The sequence below is a fragment of the Bradyrhizobium sp. 190 genome, assembly GCF_023073415.1.
Classification (GTDB): Bacteria; Pseudomonadota; Alphaproteobacteria; order Rhizobiales; family Xanthobacteraceae; genus Bradyrhizobium.
The window spans coordinates 14,164-28,372 of the sequence record NZ_JADPJL010000047.1 but is presented as its reverse complement, the minus strand read 5'-3'; the positions used below and the strand labels follow the sequence as shown (position 1 = coordinate 28,372).

At 59.5% G+C, this 14,209-nt stretch carries 13 protein-coding genes; 6 read left to right on the top strand and 7 right to left on the bottom strand.

Annotated elements, in window-relative coordinates:
• Window positions 1-89 precede the first annotated feature (89 nt).
• From IVB22_RS24535 to IVB22_RS24515, 5 genes are read left to right on the top strand one after another with little or no spacing between them, the layout of a single operon-like run.
• Window positions 90-2,009, top strand: a complete 1,920-nt coding sequence (locus IVB22_RS24535) for a sucrose-6-phosphate hydrolase (RefSeq protein ID WP_247519828.1) — start codon at window positions 90-92, stop codon at window positions 2,007-2,009.
• Window positions 2,006-3,145 carry a hypothetical protein gene (locus tag IVB22_RS24530; protein WP_247519827.1) on the top strand — a complete coding sequence of 380 codons (1,140 nt, stop codon included), beginning with the start codon at window positions 2,006-2,008 and terminating at the stop codon, window positions 3,143-3,145. The genes IVB22_RS24535 and IVB22_RS24530 overlap by 4 nt, the downstream gene beginning before the upstream one ends.
• 12 nt (window positions 3,146-3,157) lie before the next feature.
• Window positions 3,158-5,062, top strand: coding sequence for a hypothetical protein (locus IVB22_RS24525; RefSeq protein ID WP_247519826.1), 1,905 nt, complete (start codon window positions 3,158-3,160; stop codon window positions 5,060-5,062).
• Window positions 5,063-6,178 (top strand): hypothetical protein, encoded by a 1,116-nt coding sequence (locus IVB22_RS24520; protein ID WP_247519825.1) that lies wholly within the window; start codon window positions 5,063-5,065, stop codon window positions 6,176-6,178.
• Window positions 6,175-7,272, top strand: coding sequence for a PfkB family carbohydrate kinase (locus IVB22_RS24515; RefSeq protein WP_247519824.1), 1,098 nt, complete (start codon window positions 6,175-6,177; stop codon window positions 7,270-7,272). Before IVB22_RS24520 ends, IVB22_RS24515 begins: the two co-directional genes overlap by 4 nt.
• Window positions 7,273-8,299: 1,027 nt before the next feature.
• Here IVB22_RS24515 and IVB22_RS24510 read toward each other — a convergent pair.
• A complete protein-coding gene (locus tag IVB22_RS24510) occupies window positions 8,300-8,494 on the bottom strand; it encodes a helix-turn-helix transcriptional regulator (protein WP_308200451.1) in 195 nt (64 codons plus the stop codon).
• A 96-nt stretch (window positions 8,495-8,590) separates the two neighbouring features.
• Between IVB22_RS24510 and IVB22_RS24505 the strand changes: the two genes are divergently transcribed.
• The gene (locus IVB22_RS24505; protein WP_247519822.1) at window positions 8,591-9,001 is read left to right on the top strand and encodes a hypothetical protein; all 411 of its coding nucleotides are present in this window, start codon (window positions 8,591-8,593) and stop codon (window positions 8,999-9,001) included.
• Between the two features lie 25 nt (window positions 9,002-9,026).
• Here the strand turns inward: IVB22_RS24505 and IVB22_RS24500 are convergent, their stop codons facing one another.
• From IVB22_RS24500 to trbJ, 6 genes are read right to left on the bottom strand one after another with little or no spacing between them, the layout of a single operon-like run.
• Window positions 9,027-9,260 (bottom strand): DUF2274 domain-containing protein, encoded by a 234-nt coding sequence (locus IVB22_RS24500; RefSeq protein WP_247519821.1) that lies wholly within the window; start codon window positions 9,258-9,260, stop codon window positions 9,027-9,029.
• 3 nt (window positions 9,261-9,263) lie between these two features.
• Window positions 9,264-10,547 carry a TrbI/VirB10 family protein gene (locus tag IVB22_RS24495; protein ID WP_247519820.1) on the bottom strand — a complete coding sequence of 428 codons (1,284 nt, stop codon included), beginning with the start codon at window positions 10,545-10,547 and terminating at the stop codon, window positions 9,264-9,266.
• On the bottom strand, window positions 10,544-11,569 hold the full coding sequence (trbG, locus tag IVB22_RS24490) for a P-type conjugative transfer protein TrbG (protein ID WP_247519819.1): 1,026 nt from the start codon (window positions 11,567-11,569) through the stop codon (window positions 10,544-10,546). Before trbG ends, IVB22_RS24495 begins: the two co-directional genes overlap by 4 nt.
• A complete protein-coding gene (trbF, locus tag IVB22_RS24485) occupies window positions 11,566-12,270 on the bottom strand; it encodes a conjugal transfer protein TrbF (RefSeq protein WP_247519818.1) in 705 nt (234 codons plus the stop codon). The genes trbG and trbF overlap by 4 nt, the downstream gene beginning before the upstream one ends.
• A 3-nt stretch (window positions 12,271-12,273) precedes the next feature.
• Entirely contained in the window at window positions 12,274-13,434 is a 1,161-nt protein-coding gene (trbL, locus tag IVB22_RS24480) for a P-type conjugative transfer protein TrbL (protein ID WP_247519817.1), read from the bottom strand.
• An 11-nt stretch (window positions 13,435-13,445) separates the two neighbouring features.
• Window positions 13,446-14,198: a P-type conjugative transfer protein TrbJ gene (trbJ, locus tag IVB22_RS24475; protein WP_247519816.1), complete on the bottom strand. Its 753-nt coding sequence runs from the start codon at window positions 14,196-14,198 to the stop codon at window positions 13,446-13,448.
• Window positions 14,199-14,209: the final 11 nt, after the last annotated feature.

Below are 14,209 nucleotides of genomic sequence, written 5' to 3'. Positions count from 1 at the left end.
GGTATGTTCCCGTTTTGTTCACGCAGAGTCTGCTCAAAACAGGCCATGGAAGGTTCTGGAAGGCTATGGCGCGCCCGTACGCAAGTGAAATGACAAAGCTGGCCGAAACCTTTGAATGGGCGGCGTCAACCGATATCAAACGACTGCGGAAAGCGGTCCGGACTGCTGGACTGTCCGCCTTGCGCGCCGTCGGGTCCGGCGGCTCCCTTACAGCCGCCCACGCGCTTGCAAATTTCCACCAACGCTTCACGGCCCGGATGGCGGCCGTTTCCACACCTCTGGAAGCCGTCGAAGAACCGCTCGAACATACAGTCAGCACTTGGCTGCTGAGCGCCAGCGGCGGCAACGTTGACATCGTCGCAGCCGCCAAGGCGCTTATCGAACGTGAACCGCGGCAGCTAGCTGTCTTGTGCGGGCGCGAGGATAGCCCGCTGGCCGAACTCTGCCGCGCGCACCCTTTCGTGGACCTGCTTATCTACCCGCCGCCAGCCGGCAAGGATGGTTTCCTTGCTACGAACTCGCTGCTCGGTTTTTCGGCGCTTCTTGCCCGGGCGTACGCAGCCGAATTCGGGTGCGAAGCTGAGTGGGTCGATGCCATGACGAGTCTGCGCCTGCTCCTAACCGAGGGTTCGAGTGTAGCTGAAGCCTGGGAAGACGAGACCAAGCCGCTATGGTCGCGGCCGACGACGCTTGTCCTTTATGGCCCCTCGACCCGCATTGGCGCAATTGATCTGGAGTCGAAGTTCACAGAAGCCGCGCTCGGAAATTTGCAGCTCGCCGATTATCGCAACTTTGCTCATGGCCGCCATCATTGGCTGGCAAAGCGAGGCGAGATGAGCGGGGTCCTTGCTCTCATCACCGATGCCGACCGATCCTTAGCCGAGCGCACGCTGGCATTGATCCCGCGGGAGATCACTCAGGCACATTTGAGCTTTTCTGGACAAGCCTGTGCTACCGCCTTGTCAGCTCTTGTTGCAGCCTTCCGTGTCAGCGGCTGGGCCGGTAGCGCGCGCGGCATCGACCCGGGCCGACCAGGCGTGCCTGATTTTGGCCGCAAGCTTTACAACTTGCCGCTTCCTCGTGCAGCGCGCGGGAGAAACCTCAACGGGCTCTCGCCGCGAGACGCCGCAGCCATAGCGCGCAAGGCTGGCGTCGCTCCCGCGCATATGACGGCCGCCGGGGAACTCGATCGATGGCGGCTCGCGCTCGACAGTTTCCGCGATGGACTTCGCGCGGCAGCGTTTGCTGGCGTCGTTCTCGATTACGATGGCACCGTCGTTGACACTCGCGACCGGTTCATACCAGCCCCCCAGCCGATGAGCGCCCAGCTAGAACGGATAGCGGCGGCGGGTATTTGGGTCGCTATAGCGACCGGCCGCGGCGCATCGGTGCGCCGAGACCTCCGGGCTCGGATCCCGAAGACGCTTTGGGATAGAATTCTGGTCGGCTATTACAATGGAGCCGAAATCGCACTGTTGAACGACGACGACGCCCCCGATGGTTCGGAGGGCACATGCGCGGCGCTTGCGCCGCTCGCCGCAGCGCTGCGCAATCAGCCTGAACTCGCGCAACTCGCGCGGCAAACCGAGCGTCGCTATCAAATTACGCTGGAAGGTACCCGTGTCATGCCCGAAAGCCGGCTTTGGGACTTGGCGCGGCAGGTCATCATCATGACTGGCACGGCCGATGTCACGGTCACTAGGTCGAGTCATTCGGTCGACATCGTCGCCGCCGGCGTCTCGAAGCTAAGTGTCGTGACCCAGCTTCGTAATTTGGTCGGCACCGCGCCAGTGCTCGCTATCGGTGACCGGGGACGCTGGCCCGGCAATGACTACGAACTGTTGCGCGGTCCCTACGCACTCGGTGTTGACGAGATTAGCGTCGATCCCTCCACCTGCTGGAACCTGGCGGAGCCGGGACAACGCGGGCCTGCGGCCACGTTGGAATATCTCTCATCGCTGGAAGCACGTGACGGCATCCTCCATTTCGCCGAGGGCGCTCTCACATGAATCAAGATCTGGGTCTCAAGATACTAGGCCAGATTATGGATTGGCCCGATGAACGGGCGCGAGAGGAATTCCAATGGCTCCGACTCATGGCTCGGCTCAAGTATGATGGCTACCGTGATTTTCAGGCCGGCATGCGATTTATCGAAAGCCTCGCGACCTGGCTGCAGCAATTTGCGCCCGCGAAACGCGAAACCGCGTATGCTTTCGTCCGGCATACACTCGTCTACATTGGTCCCGGCGAAATGCAGCGCCTCGTGGAGCAGCTCTATCCCCGGACCGTTCGGGATCGCATTTCCAGCATGGTTGCAGCGGAGCGAGGCATCCCGACTTACCGTGTTCTCGCGGACGCCGATGCGCGCGCGGCAGCTGAGCGGCTTCGGCGGCAGACTTTGTTCATGGGTCTGAGCGACGGCGCGCGGATCGACACCGTGCGCCATGCCAATGTCGGGCTGATCTCCAATGAACAGCTGGTTCTCGCAACACAAGTTGACAAGGACAAATGGGCCGACCTGCTCGCAAATCTTCGCTCCGACCTAAGCGATCCTGAAGCGCGCTTTCGTTTGGTCTATCTGATCGACGATTTCACCGGTACCGGGACCACGTTCCTGCGGTATGACCAGGAAAAGCAGAAGTGGAAGGGCAAGCTCATTAAGTTCCGCGAGTCGATAGAAGGTGCGGCAGCGGCGCTGGGTGGTGATCGGGTTCTCGCGCCGGATTGGGAACTGTGCATCCACCATTATATTGCTTCGGCTGATGCCGCCCAAGCTATTGTCCAGCGCCATCAAGAAGCACTGCCGGCACTCAATGGCGATGGATGGGCGAAGCAGGTCCACGCTTCCTTTGGCACGATCCTACCCGAGAACTTGCCAATCGACATTGATGGGCGGCATGCGGAATTCATTCGGCTGACGCAGAAGTACTATGATCCAAAGATCCAGACGAAGCATACTGAGGTTGGTGGCGTTACCCATCTGGGTCTCGGCTATGGCGGATGTGCGCTTCCGCTGGTGCTTGAGCACAACACGCCCAACAACGCGGTCGCGCTATTGTGGGCCGAAACCGACGGTGGCGAACACGATGGCGCAACCGTGCCGGCGATGCGTCCCCTCTTTCGTCGCCGTCAGCGGCACGCTTAAAGAAGAGACGGCATGGCAAATCCTTTCGAGAAACGAGCGACCGAATATCTCCGCGACGACGAGGCTTTCTTGGCGGTCGTAACGCCAGAGCCGCTTGCGACCTTCTTCCAAAAGCCTGCCAAAGAGGGACGACTGTATGACAGGCTTGCGATGATCGTCGGAACGCCGGGCAGCGGAAAAACCACTCTTGCTCGGCTCTTTCAGTTCTCCACACTGACCACCTTGCTTCGCAACCGCGGTCTGAACACCTATAAGGCGCTGATTGACACCTTGACGGCCTGCGGAGCGATCGAGGACGAACGCCCAACAGTGATCGGCGGCAGGTTGCCCCTGGAAACCGAGTATCGCGAGTTCTGGGAATTCCCGTATCCTGAGGATTTCAAGACGGGTCTGATGATAGCGCTGCTGCAGGCGCGGACCGTTCTGACTTGGCTGCGGAACATTCAAGCCGCTGGCGTGTCGCTCGATCGCGTGGCAATCATTCCGCGCGCTGACGCTGATGCCGCGCTCACCGCGATTGGCGGGACGCAAGGCCCTGTCCTGCTTGAGCGCGCGCGCGAGGTCGAGCTTGCAATTTATAAGATCTCGGCTGCGTTGATGCCTCCCAATATCGTAGACATCGACCGCGAAGCTGCTGCCGTGTATCGGCCGTTCGATGTGATCGAGTCATTTCGTGTTACAGACGGCGAACAGGTATTGCATCTCAGACCGCTGGTCATTTTCGATGATGCCCATAGCCTGCATCCAACGCAACTCGCCGCCTTACGTCGGTGGCTTACGCGGCGCGAAATGAAGGTCGCCAGATGGGTGCTAACGCGTCTGGACGCGCTGACGCCCTCAGACGTATTGCTGGATAAGATCTCTGCGCCCGAGGAACCTGGTCTCAAGCACACTCGCGAGATCACAGACATCTGGATGCAGAGCAGCGAGGATCGCGCTGGCCAGCGTCGCGCGTTTCGCAAGATGGCGAAGGACATGGCCGGCCGTTACCTCAGTCAAATGGAGGTTTTTAACCGGCGACGACTTCATAATCTCGGCGACTTGCTCGCAACCGCCCCTGAAACGATCCCTCCCGGAAAGCGCGAAAAGCTCGCCCAACAAGTGGAGGTCTTGCAACACCGCTACGGCGTCTCCGCCGAGCGACGGCGAGGGTTAGAACAAGAGATCGAGACCTATCTGGCCGGCGCTGAAGAAGATGGCGAGGATTTGAGGCTCGCCATGCTCGCGATTTTGCTCGAGCGCTACGCCAAGCGTACCCCACAGCGTGGCCTGTTCGAAGAAGGCGGTGATGATGCTGAACCAAACCGGCCACTTACGGCTGACGCAGGCGTCGCTGACGGTGCGCGCATTCACCTGATGCACCGTCAGGATCGGCCGTATTATTTCGGCATCGACGCGCTTTGCGACGCAAGCTCTGAAAATGCAGAGCAATTTCTACAGCTGGCTGCGCGCCTCGTATCGCAATCGGAAACTCAACTTATCCGTGCCAAGGCAGCAACACTCAAGAGCGGGATTCAGCATAAACTGTTGCGCGAGCGCGCCGGCGAGATGGTGCGGGAATGGGACTTTCCGCAACACCAGCAGGTCCGTCGGATGGCCGACGGGATCGCAACCGAGTGCCTGGCCAAGAGTCTCGAAGGTAATGCCTCTCTGGGTGGCGGCGCGACAGCATTCGGCATTCCGCAAGATGAATTCGAGGCGATTCCCGAAACCCATCCACAATTGGCGCGCGTCCTGCAATTCGGAGTAGCTTACAACGCTTTCGTGCTTGTGCCGAACCACGGCACCAAAAAACGGGTCTGGTGCCTAATCGAATTGGGGGGTGTGTTTCTGCTTCATCAAGGGCTGACCTTGAAGCGAGGAGGCTTTCTCGAACGGCGTGCCGACGACCTCCTGCGCTTTCTGAGCGAGGACTGAATGGCGCGGGACCGTCGCTGGGATCCGTGTATCGCCCATCACGGCGCGCAAGCTGACGCGTTCGTCGCGGAATACTTCGCTCTGAAAGATCGACGCGTCATGTTTGTGGCGGGCGCTGGCTTCGACCCCCGATCGAGGACTGTTGCTTCGCGATTGGTAGCAGCGGGAGCGTCGGTGCGAGCGATGTTTTTCCAGGAGAATCGTCCAAATGCGGCGCAAGGCTTGATTGACCGTGCGAGCGCGAACACCGATGCGCTTCTTGCGGCGATCGCCGATCGCGAAGTCGTGCCCGTGAACATCTTTGGCGCTGACGGTGCCGTCACCGGCGGCCGAAATGTGGTCGCGGTCCTCAATCGCCTGCAATTCGATAGTATCACGGACATCGTGATCGATATTAGCGCGCTGTCGGTTGGCACCAGCTTCCCAATTATCCGTTATTTCTTGGAGCGCATCGAGCGCCGGAAGGGTCCAGCAAATCTCCATGTTTTCGTCGCACACGATCCAAAGCTCGATGCTGACATCCGGTCGGTCCCGAGCGACTCGCCGGGCTATGTGCACGGTTTTAAGGGAGGCTCAACTCTAGACGGCTTCGCCACTGCGGCCAAGCTTTGGCTGCCTCAGCTTGCCGCTGGGCGTCGAAGGGCGCTTGGCCGCTTGCACGATTTCGTGGCGCCGCACGATACCTGCCCTATTCTTCCATTTCCGGCGATGAATCCCCGTATGGTCGATGCCCTGGCTGAAGAGTACCTGACGGAATTGGAAAGTGCCTGGTCTGTTGATACGCGCAACATTGTCTATGCGGACGAGAGCGACCCCGTCGATCTCTACAGAACCATTCTTCGGCTTGACGATCTACGAAAGCCAGTTTTCGCCGAGACAGGCGGCTCACTCGTAGTGCTCTCGCCCTTCGGAAGCAAAGTTATGGCTTTAGGAGCGTTGATGGCGGCGCTTGAGCGCGATTTGCCGGTCGCGCATCTTGAGCCGATCGGCTACGATCTGGGCTCGGCGGTTCCCATGGAGATCGCTGCGCCGAATCTTGTTCATATTTGGTTGGAAGGGGATGTCTATCCTCAGCCCCGGCCGGTACTACTCATAGAGGGAATGACTGCAAAATGACTGCTGTGGTGCGACCAAAAGCTTTTGGAGCTGGCCTGATTGCGCTCGATGTGGTCGTCGGCTTGGATCCGCAAGCTCCCATTCGCTCATGGGCCGGCGGAACGTGCGGTAATGTCCTTTCGGCGCTGGCTTATCTCGGCTGGGACAGCTATCCGATCGCGCGGCTGAACGGCGATCCAGCGTCGGTCCGTGTTCGCGATGACATGGCGCGGTGGGGCGTTCATATGGACTATGCAAATTGCAGCCCGACAGCACATACGCCTATTATTATCCAGGAGATCCGACGCGGACGCGACGGCCGCCCCAAACATCGGTTCTCCTGGTCATGCCCGCAATGCGGGCAATGGTTACCGGGCTTTAAGGCTGTCACGATCGAAGCCGTTGAAAAAGTGACCCCAGCATTGACCGGAGCGTCAGTATTTTTCCTGGACCGTGTGTCTCGGGCGACGCTAACGCTCGCCGCGCAAGCGGCCGAGCGAGGCGCTGTGGTTATCTTCGAGCCATCGAGCAAAGCAACCGATAAGCTTTTTGCCGAAGCGGTCAGCCTTGCGCATATTGTCAAGTATTCTGACCAGCGGCTTGCTGGCGTTCAGGGTGTGATGAAAGACGGTTCGGCAACGCTGGTTGAGATTCAGACTCTAGGTGAGCAAGGTCTTAGATACCGGCACCGTTTAGGGCGATCCGCTTCGAACTGGCTTCATCTCAGCGCAATTGCTGCACCACGTCTTACAGACAGCTGCGGTTCGGGCGACTGGTGTACGGCAGGCCTTATCGCGAAGATTGCCGCGCAAGGTCGAACGGGACTGCGGCAGGCCGGTGCGCAAGGCTTGCGCGGAGCGTTGCGGTATGGGCAGGCTCTCGCCGCTTGGAATTGTGGCTTCGAAGGAGCTCGCGGCGGCATGTATGCAGTCACGCACAAAGCCTTTGACCAACAGATCGCTGCCCTACTCGCCGGTCAGCTCGACAGCTTGACCGAAGGCTCCGTGGAACTTGGATCGGAAAGCATCATTGCATGTCCGGCCTGTCCTCCAGAATCGCCAAATCGGAAACCCATGAGCCGTGGGCGTTCTCACTTGAAGAAGGCGGCCGCGTAAAGTTGCGGGCGATACTGCCCCATGCACCGAGGAAATCGGCGTCCAAAACGCGGCGTAAAGTCCATTCTATGTAGAGAACGTCGATGTGAAACGCTCCCTATTGCAGTTCTCACTGAGCAACACCTGGGCCTGAAAAGCTATCAACTCCATCTTGGGATATGAGTTGACGTCCCAACAAGCATGCCGATGAGTTCATGCAGACCCACAATGATCAGGAGCTCATAGCAGAGATCGCGACGTTGCATACTGCGGTCGAAACTTGGGCGCGAGCAAGAGACCCATGGTTCGATTCAGGCTTTTAGACTTACGACGAGCACAGCGATGCAGAACCGACGTCCCCAGCGATTGTAATCCATCATGTGGTTTGAGGGTCCCTCAGGCGGTGTTTAACGGATATTCTAACGACGACGGATCATATGACGCCTTCTACGCTCTTGTTGATGGGTTGGGTTTCGAGTGCGAGAGTATAGATGGAACTACAGTTGCGTTCTTGCGTATGAACCGGTTGCGAAGCGGTTCGCGGCCAGAACCTCAGGAAGGATGGATCTGGCGACATCACAGGACGTGGCGCGTTGGTGCGAAACCGCTTCAGCAGGCATCATCTCGGATAAATCTGCTTTGGTGTCAAAAGCTCATGTCAGTCGCGTATCGCGGAGGTTGCCAGGGCATCACGCTCAACAGCTTCGCGCTTGTCATCAAAGAAACCAAGCACGCAGCGCTGGCCTTGCCAAAGGCAACCGTTTCGCATGGCGGTTACGGGCAGACCGGTCACAAAGCGCCGGTATCGGATGATACAGCAATGGCCATGCAGATGGCCGGCACAGTTTGGCGCGCGAAACGCAGGTTTGCGGACGGGAACGTGTCTTACTCGGATGGATCAAAATACTATTGTCCCTGAATGGACATCCGGCCTTTTTCAGCCGAGTCGATTGGGGACACCCTGCTGTGCCTCGTAGATATAACGGATCTCGAGAACGACCGTCTTCGACTCCGTCGGCCATCGAATGGTTGAAGCAATGGCCCCTAGCTACCGGTCCTGAAATAGCACGACAGGGTCAATCGCGAGCGCTTCCGAAATTTGTTCGAGAGCGTCAACGGTCGGTGCATTTTCCTCGCGCTCAATCATTCCGATGTAGTTACGATTCAGGCCCGCGCGATCAGCCAATTCCTCTTGAGAAAGGCCGCTCTTCAGTCGTAGACGCCGAAGATTTTTGGCTACCATCCGCCGCAACTTCATGCGGCATGACGGCACCAAACGTCACTTGATCTCCACCTAGTATACTAGGTATTATAGTGGCTTGGTTGAGGATCCTTTCAGATGACCAATGGGCCCCCCCAATCAGTCGAACCCTTCGTCCACCGGGTCTCCCTGCCCGACGGGCGGTACTTTCGTGTTGGTTATCGAGCTGAGGGATTGGGCTACATTTTGGCAGGTGTTGAGGTTCCTGTTCATGTGCTCGAACGGGAGGTCGCAGCCGGATTGGACTTCGTCACAGCGGTTAGTCCCTCCGGTGAAGTGGTGAGTCGGATCGTCGATTCATCCGGTTTTGATCTGGTGAGCCCTTGTTCGGTCGCCTCAATAGATAGTTTGATTGTCGAGACCGTCAGCACGAACAACCTTCATCTGGAGGAAGCATCGACAAGCGAGCTGCGCGGGCTCTTGAGATCGCTGGAGCTATCCATTGAACATGTAAAGACCGCACTCGCGCAGACCTGCGCTGAATCGTAACTCCGTGGGATCAATTTGACCCCTATCATTCACTTGATGATGACTTGGCAGGGTCGACCCTTTTTTTATCTTTCTTGAAAGCTACATCACCGTCGAGAAACGCCTCGAGCATGAACGGTATTAGCTCGGTCACCTCCTCCCGGCTTCCGTAAGTCTCAGCATAGAAATCAGCATATTCGCGCAGCCGCTTCGCAAGGCTCGGCGCCAGCACGACATTCACCTTGACTGGCGTCCGATCAGGCAATTTCGCAAGCTTCATGCGTCACCTGCCCTTCGCCACTGTCTGAACGTCCTGATATGGCTTCAGCACGAGGTCCTTCGAAACAATCACCCGCAACGGCCATCCGGGCCGAACCGTGATCGTCGGCTGAACGTCAAGCTGTCGCTCCACCAGGCGCTGCCCCGCCCGATTGGTCGTTTGCTGAGTGCTTTGGCGCAGTGCCTTGACGAGATCGCTTTCGTCATTGCCGATTGACAGTTGGGTTCCCACCCCAATCAGCGTCGCCAGAGCCACGCCCTTTAGCATCTGCCAGGTGTGGAAATCGACCTCATCCTCGAGCCCGGCATAGCCTGCGACATCGGTAGCCGGAAGGTTCTCGATCACGATCGAGTTGCCGTTTGGCAGGATCAGCCGCGTCCAGACCACAAGCGCCCGCTTCTGGCCAAAGGCGATGACACTATCGTACTTGCCCACCAGCCGCGTCCCCTGCGGGATCAAGAGATGCTCGCCCGTGACGGTGTCGTACACGTTCTCGGTGACCTGGCCGATCGTGGCACCGGGCAAGTCCGAATTCAGCCCTGTGACGAGGCTCGCTGGAATGATCGATCCCGCCATCACGGCGTATTTGGAAGGCGCCGCCGTAAGCCCGTGAGGGTTGGTGGTCGCCGTATCCGCTTTAGCACCCACAAAGGCGAGCTTTCGCGCCTGTGACGATGGAATGATCTCGTTGGAGCGATCGACCATCATCCGGGCCGCCTGTGCCAGCTCTTCAGCCGATAGTCCCTGATCAGCCGCCGGCGGTCGGAATGCGGAGGCCGGACTGGCTGCCACCTCGGCAGTGTTCGCCTGTTTTCGCTTGTCCTGCTTCTCCGACAGCCGGAAGAACAATCCGGACTCCTTGGCCTGCTGCGCGATGCGCGCCTGGCGGATGCGCTCGGCTCTCTCGGCGTCCTCCTCCGGATTGGTGCGGAAGCCTGGATCCGATGACGCTGTGCCGGCCTTCTTTTCGTTCTCAGCGAAGGCGCGCCCAATATCCCCCGGCGACGGCGGCCCCAGGCGCGGCGTTGAGGGAGGCAACTCCTCATAGGATTTTGGCAGCTTGTTCAGGCCCTCGGCCGTTTGCTTCCGATCCGTGTTGTAGAGCTCCGACCGTTCGGCCTGTCTGAACGCAGGCGGCCGAAGCGCAATGATTGTCGCCCCCGCAACGAACAGTGCCGCGACGGCACAGCCGATCATGAGGGCGCGCCTGTTGAGACGCCGAATTGGCCGCGGCCGTGCCCGCAGCTCCAGCGGCTCCGGCGGATCCTGATCTGGTCCAGGCTTCATGACGCGCCTCCGAAGCCGATGGCCTGCGACACCGGCCGCGCGTCGATGCGGATGATCCGGACGATACGCTGGGGATTTTCCCCAAGGCGGAGCTCGGCGGCGCCAAACATCCGATCGACGATGTAGTACGAACCGCGGACGCGGTAGTTCACGAGATTTGGACGACCGTCGGCGCCCGCAACAAACAGTGGCGGAGCTTCGCCTTGGGACAGGCCTAACGGCATCTGGATGTAGACTTTGCGGCCATCATCGAACGCGCGTAGCGGCCGCCATGGCGGGTCGTCGCCTTCGATGCGGTAACGGAAGTTCAAGCTGTCGAGCCGTACCCCGCGATCCGCCACGCGCTCCTGGTTCGCCTCCGCCAATGCGTTTTGTTTGCGGAGCGCAACCAGCGTATCCGTCGGATAGGTCCAGGAGATCGAGGCCATATAGGTTTGCTTGGTAGAGACAAGCTCCAGGTGATAGGCGCGCCGGTCCGTCAGGACCACGAGGTTGGTCTGGATATCCGGCAGCGTGGGCTTGACCAGGATATGCACCCGCCGGGCGCCGCCGTGCCCGCTCAAGGTATCACCAACGACCCACCGGACCGTATCGCCTGTCGAGACGTCGATCAGTTCCTCACCCGGCTGCAGAGCGATGGTCGAGACCTTCTCGGGGCTTGCATAGAGCCGATAGAGGGCTCCCTCCGTCCAGGGATAGACCTGGATGGCATTGATGTATCCGGCGCGAGTCGGCTCCATCCGCGCCGCCTTGTTGGCTTTCGCGATTGCCTGCTCCGGCGGGAGCTTTTCCTCCTTGCCGCCCTTCGTCGGATAAGGCTTTAGCTGGCCGGGCAGTGGCAGGATCTTTGGCGTCTCCACCACCTGGACCGCCTTTGGCGGATCAGTTTCTGGGGCCGCTTGCTCAAAGGTTATGTCGTCATAAGGAGCCTCAAGATTGAGCTTGGTCGCGCATCCGCCGAGCATGAGCGACAAGGCGAGGACGCTGGCCGACGCAAGTTTACTAGTAGCAGCAGAATTCATTTGGCGTCTCCAATGAGGTCGCGCGACCAGTTGAGGGAATGGACATAGAGTCCGAGGGGATTCTTGCGCAGCGTTTCGGCGTCTGTCGGCGGCTTGAGCACCGTGGTCACGAGCCCGGTGAAACGCTCGGTCTTCGCAATCGAGCCGTTCTCGTAGGTATTTTCCTTCCAGCGGAGCTCGAAACTGTCGCTGGACGCGCGCACCACCGAGGTGACTTCGGCCGTGACTGTTTTCGAGCCAATTTTCGCGAACGGGTCGGCTTCACGCGCGTAGTCGTTCAGGGCAAGTGCACCGCGATCGGTGACGAAGTCGTAGGCCCGCAGCCAGTTGCTTCGCACGATGATGGGATCGATCGACAAGGAACGCACGTTTTCAATGAACCGCGCCAGAAAATGCGCGATCTGTGCATCTGAGGGCTGATACGCTTCAAGCGCCGGGCCAACGGCACGTACCTCGCCAAGGCGGTCGACCTCGACCACGTAAGGAACGACTCCCGAGCGACCGATCACGACCAGAAGCGTCAATCCAAGCAGGCCGGACAAAGCGGTCGCCGCCAGCGCCGCAAGCCGCCAGTTGCTCGCCTGAACCCGCGCGGACCCCAACCGCTCGTCCCAAACCTGGGCCGCTTTCTGATAGGGCGTCACGGGTTCTGGCGTTTCGCCGTATCGAACAGAAACACGTTGAAAGGGATGACTAGCCATGTGTCAGTCCTCCCCCAGCTTCGGACCCGACGAATGTCCGCCCTTGTCACCATCCTTCAGCGTATGGGCGGCAACCCGTGCAGCTTCGCTGGCCCGCTGCCGTCCAGTTGATGCTGATGGCTGGGCGGAAGATGCCTCCGCTCCACCGCTTGCACCACCACCGCCTGGACTCGACAGTTGGTCGACGGCCGAACCACGTGCTGCGCTGCCAGCTATCGAGCCGGTTCCCGCCAACGACGCTGCTGACCGGACCGCCGTCATTGATCCGCTCGCCGTGGCGCGAAGGCCGCCCATTGCCGCGGCGCCTCCTCCAATTGCAACAGCGGCGGCGCCTGCCAGTGTTCCGGCCGCAGCACCCGCACCCAGTTGAGGCGCACCCGAAACAAGACCTGCGGCAATGCCCGGACCAAAGATTCCAAGTCCAAATAGAGACAGGGCCGCAAGCAGAAGGCTCATGGCCGACGCAATGTCGATGGGCCGTGTAAGGGTGCTCGCGAGTTGACCGAAAATGGTCGAACCGATGCCGATGATGATTGCCAGCACCATCACCTTCACGCCGGAGGCGACGACGTTGCCGAGCGTCTTCTCGGCCAGAAACGCGGTTTTGCCCCAGAGCGCGAACGGCACCAAAATGAAGCTCGCAAGCGTGGTCAGCTTGAACTCGATCAGGGTGACGAAGAGCTGGACCGAGAGCACAAAGAACGCCAGCACGATCAGGATCCAACAAAACAACAGGATCAGGATCGTCGGCAAATTGGTCAGCACATCGAAGCCGGAGAACTGACTCGTCTCCTCCAGAAGCGGATGCGCCGCAGTAAACCCGGCGGAAGCGACAAACCCCGGGCGGGTCAGGTCGGCGGCACTAAGGGTACCGCCGGATGCCTTCAGGCCAAGGCTCGAGAACGAGCTGAAGATGATATCGGCGAGGCTTTTGAAGTTGATAATAATGAAGGCGAACGCGCCAACATAGAGCACCTTCTTCGCGAGCGTCACCAGAATCTGGTCGTCGGCCCGCACGCTCCAGGCAAGCCCGGCAAGCGTGAGATCGATGACGACGAGCGTCGAACTCAAGAACGAGACTTCGCCGGACAGAAAGCCAAAGCCCGAGTCAATGTACCTCGAGAAGGTTTCGGTGAAGCGATCGATGACGGAGAGATCAGCCATGGCGCCCTCTCCTATCTGCGGCCGGCGTAGGCTTGGCCATCGCCGATGAAGCGGATGAAGCGCTCCCGGGCGGCCGCAACGGAAGCCTGCTGCTCGGCCGCTCTCAACGTGTCCGCGCGTGCCTGGGTTGCCAGCAGCGCCTGCGTCTGCAATGTCTGCTTTATCTGCAGGGCGAGCAATTCATTGCCCGACTGCTGGGCTTGCAGCGAGCCGATCGCTCCCGATGAGCTTGCCATCAACGTACGAAGCGTCTGGCCATCCTGGCTCAGGGTACTGACGATCGCCGATTGAAGCGTGAGCGCCTGCTGCAGCCCCTCATAGCTATTGTCCCAGCGTGTGGTGGCGTCCTGCACCATCTTGTTGGACGACGTGGCCGCTCCATACTGGCGAGGATAGAATCGGGCAAAATCCTGTTGGGTCCGCTGAACATCGAATGAGATGCCCTTCGCCTGAGCAATCAAGCTGTTCATCTGACTGATCGTCGAAGCGAGCTGACCGACCACGCTCGTTGGGAGAGCGGCAAGGTGTTTGGCCTGATTGAGAAGTGATTGAGCCTGATTTTCCAAGCTCCTGACTTGGTTGTTGATTTGCTCAAGCGCTCTTGCGGCAGTCAGAAGGTTCTGGCTGTAGTTCGATGGATCGAACACGATGACTTGCGCTCCGAGCCGTCGGGATCCGTTCACGGCGATGATGAGAGATAGAACTATTGTTACTGCTGCTCCTACGGTTGTGTTGGAGCATAGGCGGCAGATGCCCTTGAGCATGAGTTACTCCG

Excerpts from the sequence above, each read along its gene's own strand:
- IVB22_RS24520 (WP_247519825.1), top strand. The coding sequence starts at position 5,063 with ATGGCGCGGGACCGTCGCTGGGATCCGTGTATCGCCCATCACGGCGCG.
- trbJ (WP_247519816.1), bottom strand. The coding sequence starts at position 14,198 with ATGCTCAAGGGCATCTGCCGCCTATGCTCCAACACAACCGTAGGAGCA.
- IVB22_RS24505 (WP_247519822.1), top strand. The coding sequence starts at position 8,591 with ATGACCAATGGGCCCCCCCAATCAGTCGAACCCTTCGTCCACCGGGTC.
- IVB22_RS24530 (WP_247519827.1), top strand. The coding sequence starts at position 2,006 with ATGAATCAAGATCTGGGTCTCAAGATACTAGGCCAGATTATGGATTGG.
- IVB22_RS24500 (WP_247519821.1), bottom strand. The coding sequence starts at position 9,260 with ATGAAGCTTGCGAAATTGCCTGATCGGACGCCAGTCAAGGTGAATGTC.
- IVB22_RS24535 (WP_247519828.1), top strand. The coding sequence starts at position 90 with ATGACAAAGCTGGCCGAAACCTTTGAATGGGCGGCGTCAACCGATATC.
- IVB22_RS24515 (WP_247519824.1), top strand. The coding sequence starts at position 6,175 with ATGACTGCTGTGGTGCGACCAAAAGCTTTTGGAGCTGGCCTGATTGCG.
- trbF (WP_247519818.1), bottom strand. The coding sequence starts at position 12,270 with ATGGCTAGTCATCCCTTTCAACGTGTTTCTGTTCGATACGGCGAAACG.
- trbL (WP_247519817.1), bottom strand. The coding sequence starts at position 13,434 with ATGGCTGATCTCTCCGTCATCGATCGCTTCACCGAAACCTTCTCGAGG.
- IVB22_RS24510 (WP_308200451.1), bottom strand. The coding sequence starts at position 8,494 with ATGGTAGCCAAAAATCTTCGGCGTCTACGACTGAAGAGCGGCCTTTCT.
- trbG (WP_247519819.1), bottom strand. The coding sequence starts at position 11,569 with ATGAATTCTGCTGCTACTAGTAAACTTGCGTCGGCCAGCGTCCTCGCC.
- IVB22_RS24525 (WP_247519826.1), top strand. The coding sequence starts at position 3,158 with ATGGCAAATCCTTTCGAGAAACGAGCGACCGAATATCTCCGCGACGAC.
- IVB22_RS24495 (WP_247519820.1), bottom strand. The coding sequence starts at position 10,547 with ATGAAGCCTGGACCAGATCAGGATCCGCCGGAGCCGCTGGAGCTGCGG.